The organism is Belliella aquatica (assembly GCF_014637795.1).
Taxonomy (GTDB): Bacteria; Bacteroidota; Bacteroidia; order Cytophagales; family Cyclobacteriaceae; genus Belliella; species Belliella aquatica.
This window is the reverse complement of the sequence record NZ_BMFD01000008.1, coordinates 19611-29488: the sequence shown is the minus strand read 5'-3', so window position 1 is coordinate 29488 and position 9878 is coordinate 19611. Positions and strand designations below refer to the sequence as shown.

At 38.2% G+C, this 9878-nt stretch carries 9 protein-coding genes; 6 read left to right on the top strand and 3 right to left on the bottom strand.

From position 1 onward, the window contains the following. Positions 1–3 precede the first annotated feature (3 nt). Complete coding sequence (yaaA, locus tag IEV57_RS12085; RefSeq protein ID WP_188443161.1) at positions 4–747, top strand: peroxide stress protein YaaA; 744 nt, start codon at positions 4–6, stop codon at positions 745–747. A gap of 169 nt (positions 748–916) precedes the next feature. On the opposite strand, the gene IEV57_RS12080 is transcribed toward yaaA, so the two are convergent. Then, entirely contained in the window at positions 917–3691 is a 2775-nt protein-coding gene (locus IEV57_RS12080) for a WD40/YVTN/BNR-like repeat-containing protein (RefSeq protein ID WP_188443159.1), read from the bottom strand. A gap of 197 nt (positions 3692–3888) precedes the next feature. On the opposite strand from IEV57_RS12080, the gene IEV57_RS12075 reads away from it, so the two are divergent. The 4 genes from IEV57_RS12075 to cysM are packed head-to-tail and all read left to right on the top strand — an operon-like array spanning position 3889 to position 6511. Further along, positions 3889–4176, top strand: a complete 288-nt coding sequence (locus IEV57_RS12075) for an FtsB family cell division protein (RefSeq protein ID WP_188443157.1) — start codon at positions 3889–3891, stop codon at positions 4174–4176. Beyond that, positions 4157–4726 (top strand): hypothetical protein, encoded by a 570-nt coding sequence (locus tag IEV57_RS12070; protein ID WP_188443155.1) that lies wholly within the window; start codon positions 4157–4159, stop codon positions 4724–4726. The genes IEV57_RS12075 and IEV57_RS12070 overlap by 20 nt, the downstream gene beginning before the upstream one ends. A gap of 19 nt (positions 4727–4745) precedes the next feature. Further along, positions 4746–5582 (top strand): serine O-acetyltransferase, encoded by an 837-nt coding sequence (locus IEV57_RS12065; protein WP_188443153.1) that lies wholly within the window; start codon positions 4746–4748, stop codon positions 5580–5582. A 50-nt stretch (positions 5583–5632) separates the two neighbouring features. After that, on the top strand, positions 5633–6511 hold the full coding sequence (gene cysM, locus IEV57_RS12060) for a cysteine synthase CysM (protein ID WP_188443151.1): 879 nt from the start codon (positions 5633–5635) through the stop codon (positions 6509–6511). Between the two features lie 391 nt (positions 6512–6902). Here the strand turns inward: cysM and IEV57_RS12055 are convergent, their stop codons facing one another. Beyond that, positions 6903–7628: a DUF4397 domain-containing protein gene (locus IEV57_RS12055; protein WP_188443149.1), complete on the bottom strand. Its 726-nt coding sequence runs from the start codon at positions 7626–7628 to the stop codon at positions 6903–6905. Between the two features lie 87 nt (positions 7629–7715). Beyond that, positions 7716–9083: a Gfo/Idh/MocA family protein gene (locus IEV57_RS12050; protein ID WP_188443148.1), complete on the bottom strand. Its 1368-nt coding sequence runs from the start codon at positions 9081–9083 to the stop codon at positions 7716–7718. A gap of 205 nt (positions 9084–9288) precedes the next feature. Here IEV57_RS12050 and IEV57_RS12045 point away from each other — a divergent pair, with 205 nt between their 5' ends. Further along, positions 9289–9738: a hypothetical protein gene (locus IEV57_RS12045; protein WP_188443146.1), complete on the top strand. Its 450-nt coding sequence runs from the start codon at positions 9289–9291 to the stop codon at positions 9736–9738. Positions 9739–9878 lie beyond the last annotated feature (140 nt).

Genomic DNA, 9878 nt, shown 5'->3' with positions numbered 1-9878 from the left:
AATATGATAACCTTAATATCACCTGCAAAAACACTTGACTTGACGAGTACTGATGTGGATATTTTCACTACTCCTGACTTTCAAAAGGAAACTTTTGAGTTGGTTTCCATCATGAAGAAAAAGAGCTCTGATGATATCCGCAAGCTAATGGGAGTAAGCGAAAACATTGCTTCATTAAATGAGAAAAGGTACAAGGAATTTAAAAAAACCTTTGATCCTAATAATGCAAAGCAAGCGATGTTGGCATTCAAAGGCGATGTTTATACTAAGATGGATGTGGATAATTACTCAAAAGAAGATTTTGAGTTTGCACAAGAGCATTTGAGGATTTTATCTGGACTTTATGGACTTTTGAAGCCATTGGATTTGATTCAACCCTACCGATTAGAAATGGGGATCAAACTTGAAAATAATAAAGGAAAAAATCTCTACGAATTTTGGAGTTCGAGAATAGCCAAAGCAATTAATGAAGTAGCCAAAGGTGAGCCGATAGTAAACCTTGCTTCTCAAGAATATTTCAAAGCTGTTGATCAAAGTGCGTTGAAATCTAAGGTTGTCTCTCCTGTTTTTCAAGAATACAAAAACGGCAAATATCAGATTATCGGAATCTTCGCCAAGCAAGCTAGAGGCTTGATGACCGACTATATTATCAAAAATAGAATCAACGACCCTGAGCAACTCAAGACCTTCAGTGAAGAAGGTTACGAACTTTTTGGCGATGGATCAGAATGGAGATTCGTAAGATAAAAACAGGGGATCGATTTTCGATCCCCTGTTTTATTTGATAAGTATATCTGCTCTCACACAAGTAGCCATACAAAATGGTGTACTTAAAGGCAATTGATGTACTAATAACAATTATCTGCAAGATTATTCATGATAAAATCTCATGCTAGTCTCATTGCGGATAATCATATTATTTGACTTCAAATTCCTTTATACTTGATTGTCCGTTGCTACTCAATTCTATTTTGTATTTTCCTCGAGAAGCATTTCCTGATTCTGGTTTCAAATCCCAAATCACCTGATTGAACCCTTTTCCAAAGCTTTCTTTCCAAGTTTTGACGATTTCATCCTTATTATTTTTAATGTTGATCGTCACTTCCCCTGAATTTGAAACGTAGAAAAGCGCGTTCATGCTTGGTGTGCCCCTTCTTTGGAACATTTGCCCATCTGAAGCGCTCAAGATGCTTAAGCTAGCTTCCTTATTTTTGACCATTTCATACAAAGGATTCAAATCCATGATGTAAACACTTCTACCATGTGATCCAATGACAAGGTCATTTTCTTTTTTCTGAATAGCCATATCATAAATCGAGACATTTGGGATGTTTCCTTGGACTAGGTCATAACTTTTTCCACCATCCAAAGTGATGTACAATCCATGATCTGAACCAATGTAAAGAATCTCAGGGTAATGATGATCTTCTCTGATGATGTTCATCGCCTCGAGTGGGAGATTACCTATGATAGCTGTCCAGGTACTACCGTAATTGGTGCTTTTGTAAATGTGAGGTGTGAACTCATCATTTCTATACCCTGTCAAAGTAACATACACAAGTCCTTCTACGTGCTGAGAAGGTGTGACACTACTTACCCAGCGATTTTGTGGTAGACCTTTGCTAATGTTGATCCAAGATTTCCCATGATCACGGGTGCTCCAGATATTTCCATCATCTGTTCCTGCATATAAGGTTCCAAACTCTAAAGGAGACTCTTCAACAACAGTTAGCGTAGCAAATGGGACATTGCCCTCTTTTGTGCCTTTGGTCAAATCTGGAGAGATTGTTTCCCATGTATCACCTCTATCCAAACTTCTATAAACATACTGAGAACCCATGTAAAAGATATCTTGGTTATGCTTACTCAAGGTAGCTGGAGTTCTCCAATTCCATCTGTTTGGCTTATTCCCAATATCGTGGCCAGGGGTAACATACTTTCTTTCATTGGTTGAAGTATTGATTCTATAGTAGTTACCAAACTGTGAACCTGTGTAAACAATATCATTAGACCTTGTGTCCACGGCTACGACCATTCCGTCTCCACCAAATAGTGAATTCCATCTTTCAGCAGGCCTACCAGTAGATTTGCCATACCAAACACCATTGTCTTGCATACCGCCATAGACATTGTAAGGCGTCGCTTCATCTACCATGATAGAGTAGAATTGAGAGATTGTCAATTGATCATTGAGGTGTGTCCATCGTTCACCATTTCCATAAGAAACGTATAATCCACCGTCAGTTCCTAATAGAATATGTTTAGAATCTTTTGGATTGATCCACATTGATTGATGATCAGAGTGAACATTCCCTACTGAATCCGTATTCGCAAAAGTTTTACCTCCATCTCTAGATACCATCAAAGGTACACCAAGGATAAATAATTCATCGGGGTCTTGGGTGCTTGTTCTTACTTCCCCAAAATAATAACCATAGCTATTATATACCCTTCCCAAGGCGGTTTCATTGACTTTTTTCCAAGACTTTCCAGCATCTTCAGACCTATAAACTTCTGCGCCGATCACTGATGAATTAATAATCGCTGAGTTAGCATCTACGCCACCACTGCTATAAGTAGCGATATCTGTTGGAGTGATTTTCTTATTTTCAATTAATTTCTTAACCGACTTGGCATCATATTTTGAAGCAAATCTATTTCTTCTCAAAAACTGATTCAAAGCATCATCTTCTAACGCCATGACATCAGTCGCTGACATACTTTCGAACTTTTCGAAAGTCAGTGCATCAGAATTAGAATTGTTGTTTGGTCTTCTTTCTGTTTCCTCTGTTTTTTGATAATCATGTAGTGCGTAGACAATGTTAGGATTGCTTAAGCTAAAGTCATATCCAATTCTCCCTACAAATTCGTCTTGTGGGAATCCAGCCATTGACTTACTCCAAGTGTCCCCGCCATCTTCTGATCTCCAGATTGCCGAACCTTTACCATTTCCGATAAAATCATGCGCTTGTCTCATTCTCTCCCAAGTTGCCGCTAAGATTACATTCGGGTTTCCTGGCTGAACTTTGATATCAATCACACCGGTGTTGTCATCTACGAAAAGTGTTCTTTTCCACGTTTTTCCTCCGTCAGTAGTTTTGTAAAGTCCTCTTTCTTGATTTTTACTGTATAAAGAACCCATCACACCTACCCAAACGATATTTGGATTGCTCGGGTGGATTTGAATCTGACCAATATGCTGTGAATGTGGAAATCCTATAAACTCCCACGTCTTTCCTGCATCAGTAGATTTATATACACCATTGCCAGCATAAGTAGATCTACTTGAGTTGTTTTCGCCTGTACCTACCCAAATGATATTGTCATCTGAAGGGGCAAGGGCCATATCACCCATGCCTAAAGCTCCTTGATGATCAAAAATAGGATCGAAAGTTTGCCCATTATCGCTTGTTTTCCATACACCACCTGAAGCAGCAGCGATATAATAAGTTTTAAAATCAGAACTTACCTCTATATCCGTCACTCGACCAGACATATTTGTTGGGCCAATATTCCGTAAAGGGTAGTTTTTGAAAGGGGTATTTGCAAACATCTCTTGATGTTTCTGGAAAGCCTCTTGCATCTCTTTGGAGCTGCTTGGCTTGATTTGCTGGGCATTTGTACTGATGATGCCAGCTTCGAAAAGGAAGACTGCAGTCAGTATGCTGAGTTGACGTAAATTTTTATGCATAGTTTGTTATAGATTTCTCACCACAATATATAAAAAGGCTACAGGAACTAGAGTAACAAAACCATAAAACCATTCATTAAGTGATAATTGGAGAAAATTTCGTTTGGAAATTTACGTAAGCTGAAAAGTTTCATTAAAAATCAATTTCCCAATGCAATTGATTTTTCTATATTTGTTTTGAATCTAGCACAATAATCATGGGTAAATATCTCAAATACACCAAGAATTTCTATTTCGTTTTTACCGCACTTTTTGTCTTATGGATGATTTTCATTGATTCAAATGATATTTTTTCACAATTCAAATTGAGCACAAAGGTCAGAGAACTTGAAAATCAAAAAGAATATCTTCTCGAAAGAAAAGCCAAAATCAAACAAGACAGAGAGGAATTGATGAGCAATTATGAACTTCTGGAGAAGTTTGCTCGTGAAAGGTACTTAATGAAAAAGAAAACAGAAGACCTCTATGTTATCATTCCTGAATAAAAAATATTTCAATTTTGTAGTCCTTACAATCCTATTTTTTTCTTTAGCTACTGTCGCTCAAGCTCAACGAGAGATAGATACAGAAAGTAATCCACCGCTCAAGGATAGGTTATATTACGGTGGTAACTTCGCCATGCAATTTGGTACAATCACATTGATTGATGTTTCACCTCTAGTGGGGGCGATGATTACAGATCGGTTTTCAGGTGGTGTTGGAGCGACTTATCAATACTTTGACGACAGAAGATTTGTAGGCGCAGGTACAGGAAATCGAAGTTTATATGGTGGACGGACGTTTCTGAGATATAACGTCCTGCCGAATGTTTTTGCTCATACAGAATATGAGATGCTGAACTTTGACTTGTTTGATAGAAGATCAAATGAGTACAATCGAGAGTGGGTTCCTTCGTTATTTTTGGGTGCAGGCTATTTTACTCCTTTTGGCGCTAGAGGAGGAGCGAATTTTACATTTTTATACAACCTACTACATGATAATTTTAGATCACCCTATAATGAACCTTATGTAATTCGAGTAGGTTTTGTTCTTTGATTCGTAATCACAATAGAACATGGAAAATTTAGTCGACAAAATATATAAATCTCACAAAGATTGCCCTGAGTGCCCCTCTCCCAAATTGATACAAACGTTTTTTGAAAGTCTTTTGGGCTTACTTTTTCCAGAGTATGCTTTGAATATTATCAAAGAAAAGCAGGAGGTGAGAGAAAGTTTGGAGGCTTTGAATGCGCAGTTTTCCGATATTTTGGTCAGAAATAAACACCTACATCAGGGTGATGGAAGGGAGTTGAGTGATCAGTTTTTTGAGAGTCTATCAGGTGTATTTGATGCGATTCACCAAGACGTAGATGCCATGTTTGCAGGAGATCCAGCTTCAAAATCAAGAGCTGAGATATTAAGATGCTATCCAGGGTTTTATGCGATAGCTGCCTACAGGATTTCACATCAAATGACCCTGCTCGGGATCAGAATGATTCCTCGAATCATCACCGAATTTGCACATAGCAAGACAGGAATTGATATACATCCGGGAGCTAAAATTGGTCATCACTTTTGCATTGATCATGGAACAGGATTGGTGATCGGAGAGACAACTGTGATTGGCAATCATGTGAAATTGTACCAAGGTGTGACTTTGGGAGCCTTGAGTGTGCACAAAGAAGATGCGGATACCAAAAGACATCCTACCATCGAAGACAATGTAGTCATTTATGCAGGGGCGACTATTTTGGGAGGTAAAACTGTGATCGGTGAAGGGTCCGTGATTGGTGGAAATGTATGGTTGACTAGGTCAGTACTCCCAAAGAGCAAGATTTATTATCAAGCCAAGATGTACGATGCATCTTCCGAAACAACAGACATGTACATCTTCAAGAATGACATCGAGTAGATAGAAGTTTTTTTTTTAAGCTAATTTAAAGACTAATAATCACGTCAGATATGAAATTACTAGAATTGATTGGGAATACGCCTTTGGTGGAATTGAAGTCAATTCCGATAAATCCCAATGTGAAGATTTTTTGTAAACTAGAGGGGCAAAACCCTGCGGGCAGCGTCAAGGACAGAGCTGCTTACAACATGATCAAATCTGCTCTAGAACGTGGGGATATCAAAAGAGGTGATAAGTTGGTGGAGGCTACAAGTGGGAATACTGGAATAGCTTTGGCAATGGTTGCCAATCTACTTGGAGTAAGTATGACCTTGATTATGCCAGATAATTCCACCAAAGAGCGAGTATTGTCTATGGAAGCCTATGGAGCAAAAGTGATTTTAACACCTGCGGCAAAGACGATCGAGTATTCCAGAACATTGGCAGAGAAAATGGCTAATGAAGAAGGTTATTTTATGCTGAATCAATTTGCTAACGAGGATAATTATCTGTCCCATTACAAAAGTACAGGTCCGGAAATTTGGAAAGATACGGATGGGAATGTGACACATTTCGTGTCTGCTATGGGAACGACAGGAACCATCATGGGGGTGTCAAAATATCTCAAGGAAAAGAATAAAGCAATTCAGATTGTAGGAACCCAACCGACAGATGGGTCGAGTATTCCCGGGATCAGAAGGTGGTCACCTGAGTTTTTGCCAAAGATATTTGATCCAAAAAGAGTGGATAGAACCATCGATGTTAGCGAAGAAGAGGCAAGTATCATGACAAGAAGACTTGCAAAAGAAGAAGGGGTTTTGGCAGGGATGAGCAGTGGAGGGGCGCTATTTGCTGCCATGAAAATAGCCTCAGAAATCGATAAAGGAGTGATCGTATGCATCACTTGTGACAGAGGTGATAGATATCTGAGTTCGGACTTATTCGGCTAAAAAAAATATCCCGAGATATAAAATATCCCGGGATCACCCTGAAAAACAGTTAATTTGATTATCCTCAATAATACTTTTAAATATTGCAGCGTAACTCAAATTGTCGACAGCCAACAGTCCATAGTCGACTGATGATTTATGTTAACTGATTTGTTTATTTTAAGTCGTTATAATCCGATTATAATATTTAAAAGGTTTTTAATTACCTACGAATACCCTTTAGGATAAACAAGTTTAATTATATGTATATCCGCTTTTATACTAGTAGCCACTTGAAATAATGAACTCATTATATTTTAATCATCTGTTGTCCGTCGACAGTCGACTGTTGACTTATCCGGAAGATTTTACTATAAAAATCGTATACTGATATAATTGCGGATAATAAACTTTAAAAATTGATAAAGTTGGTAATCAACTGCAAATTCAGCCTTTTTTCAACTTCAGTCCCTTCTTCCTGTAGTCCTCGAAGTACCAAAGTGTAGACTCTGTTTCCCCTCAATTCTACATTGTTTGCAGTGACTAAAGTTTCGCCGGATACTTTCGACACAACTCTGATATTGTAAGTTCCTGCATCAAGATCTTCAAAATTGGAGTGAGTTTTAAAATCAGAATTGTCCACAAATGGAGAATCTCCTTCTTCTACTTGAACTTCTATTAATCCGGCATCAGGAGAAAGATGGACGAACCTCAACTGTGCACTCGCCTGATTTGGCGTAGCCCATTCATCAGTCAGAAGAATAGCGTCTAAATCACCTTCCATACCTGTGAAAAACATAGAATAAACCACATCTTCTTCAATGGTAAAAGTCTTCTCTAGGAGTGAAGTCACGGAATTATAAGGAGAGAATTTAAATGTACGCTCTCCCAGATAATACCTGCTATAAGGGAGCGTTTCCGCGTAGCGAAAGGGATTTGTGGTGACACGATTGCTGTTGGCGAAAACATCTAAATTCGGAGCATCGGGCGAACCATGATAAATAGAAATAAATGCGGCCGGAGGAATTGGGGTGCTTTCATTGTCATCCAAACATCCTGCTAGGCCAAAACCTAAGGTGAGGAGAAGTAGCATGGCTACAGTTTTCATGTTGTGCTTCATCTTCATTGTAGTAATCATAATAGTTGGTTTAGAAATTTCTTTAGCGACATTTCTCTATTATGACGGACCGAAGTATAAAAATGCTACAATGGTGATTAAAAAAAATTAGATGTCGTCTGGTTCAGGATGAATCCAAGGCTTCCTGTATGGTCTTCTAAGCAATGCAGAAGCTTCACTGTCAGAAGGGATTGTCATTGTTTTTGGGTCGTAACTTAAAGGCCTTCCAAGCTCCATAGACATGTTTGCCAAAATGCAGCAAGCTGTAGAAATATGGCCCTCCATTACATTTGCAACTGGATCAGTATTTGATTTTATAGCGTCAACAAGATTCTTGAAATGCTTCCTTGTTGCTGGTACGGCATGGAGTTCAATGTCTTTTTCATCTACGTCTTCTGGAAATGCTTCTTTTTCGTACACTGCATCCCAATGCATTTTTTCTTGGTCTTTATCCAAGGGAACGAAATCAGCTTGAAAAGGACTTCCTGCCAGATAGCCATTTTCTCCGAAAATCTTAAATGCCCAAGGGTATTCTGGGTCTTCAGGATTGCCCCAAGTACGATGCTGCCAAACTATATTTAATTCTTCATACTCAAATATGGCAGTCTGTGTATCCGCAATATTTGATTTCCCTTCTTTTTGCACGAAAATCCCACCGATTGCGGAGATTTTTAGCGGCCAACCTAAGTCAAGCATCCACCTCACACAATCCAGCATGTGTACGCACATATCACCTGTGATACCATTGCCATATTCCATGAAAGATCTCCACTTTCTTTTGTGCGGCAGTCCATCAAAAGGGCGTAAGGATGCAGGTCCAGTCCATAAATCATAATCAAAAAAACTTGGGATTTCCTGTAAAGGAGGATTTTCATTGTAGCGCATGTGGTAGTAGCTACAAATTTCAATTTGAGAGATTTTTCCCAAAACACCAGTATCAATGATCCTTTGTTTTGCATCGATCAAGTGGGGAGTACTTCGTCGCTGAAGTCCAACTTGGACAATTTTATTATACTTTTTTGCGGCAGCGACCACGGCTTCGCCTTCGATAACATCTACAGAAATGGGTTTTTGCAGGTAAATATGCGATCCCGACTTCATGGCCGCTATAGCCTGCAATGCATGCCAATGATCTGGCGTACCAATGATGGTGATGTCTAATTGATGGGATTTGAGAAGATCCCGATAGTCCTTGTAGAGGCTTGGAGTGTGTCCGGAAAATCTATTTTTTAAAAGTGTATTTGCTTCAGCAAGATGATTTTGATCTACATCGCAAAGTGCGACCACTTCCACATTAGCAATCTGAATCAAGCGCCAAAGATCCATTTTCCCATACCAACCGCAACCAATCAGCGCTACTTTCAGGGTTTGCTTATTTTGAATATGTCCAAAACTCGGCAACCCTAATCCCATCAAAGCCAATGCTGCCGCGGATTTCTTGATAAAAGATCTTCTCCCTTGTTGTTGGTTTTCCATAGGTTTAAAAATAATAAGGTTTGAGGACTTCAATATACAAAAGAATTGAGTCTGTATAAGGATACTTTAAAAAAGGAGAATCGTTCTATTAACTCAAATTTGAAGATTAAAAGAAATCTGCTAGATTGCCTGTATTGGCGTGTTAATCACGTTAATCAACCTTTAAGAATAACTTTTGGAACAGGGATAAAATCAGTTATCAAAGATGAGTGATAGAAAAAAAGCTGTATTAATCCTTTTGGCTTGCTACATATTGTATTTTGCTTGGGAATATAATTATAATAGGATACCTAAAAACTATACAATAGGAATTGTAACAAATATAACAACAGGGTTTAAAGCAGATAGAAATGTTGAGTATGAGTTCATTTATTCAGCCAAACTCTTTAATTCAGGATTTGGAAAAGGGGATTACAGTGCCAAAATTGGCGATTCATTTATAGTTGAGTTTGAAGAAAAAAACCCAAAAAACTCAAGAATTCTTCTTTACTATCCTATACCAGATTCTTTAAATATAAATCCTCCAAGGAAAGGATGGTCTGAAATTCCAAATGAAGTGAAAATTTACAGGAAGAATAGGACTCAGATATATGGTCTTTATGACAGGTTGTTCAAATCTAAAACTGATCAAAAGAAAACAAATGATCGAAAGTAGAATGAATTATATTTATGAGAATCCAGTGAGATCTGGAATTGTTGAGAAACCTGATGACTATTTTTATTCTAGTTCAATAAACTACTCATGAATTATAGGTATAATTGAAGTGGATTATGGGTGATGATAGTCTTGTATTT

Coding starts and splice junctions, on each gene's coding strand:
- cysM (WP_188443151.1), top strand. CDS start 5,633: ATGAAATTACTAGAATTGATTGGGAATACGCCTTTGGTGGAATTGAAG.
- IEV57_RS12080 (WP_188443159.1), bottom strand. CDS start 3,691: ATGCATAAAAATTTACGTCAACTCAGCATACTGACTGCAGTCTTCCTT.
- yaaA (WP_188443161.1), top strand. CDS start 4: ATGATAACCTTAATATCACCTGCAAAAACACTTGACTTGACGAGTACT.
- IEV57_RS12065 (WP_188443153.1), top strand. CDS start 4,746: ATGGAAAATTTAGTCGACAAAATATATAAATCTCACAAAGATTGCCCT.
- IEV57_RS12050 (WP_188443148.1), bottom strand. CDS start 9,083: ATGGAAAACCAACAACAAGGGAGAAGATCTTTTATCAAGAAATCCGCG.
- IEV57_RS12075 (WP_188443157.1), top strand. CDS start 3,889: ATGGGTAAATATCTCAAATACACCAAGAATTTCTATTTCGTTTTTACC.
- IEV57_RS12045 (WP_188443146.1), top strand. CDS start 9,289: ATGAGTGATAGAAAAAAAGCTGTATTAATCCTTTTGGCTTGCTACATA.
- IEV57_RS12070 (WP_188443155.1), top strand. CDS start 4,157: ATGTTATCATTCCTGAATAAAAAATATTTCAATTTTGTAGTCCTTACA.
- IEV57_RS12055 (WP_188443149.1), bottom strand. CDS start 7,628: ATGATTACTACAATGAAGATGAAGCACAACATGAAAACTGTAGCCATG.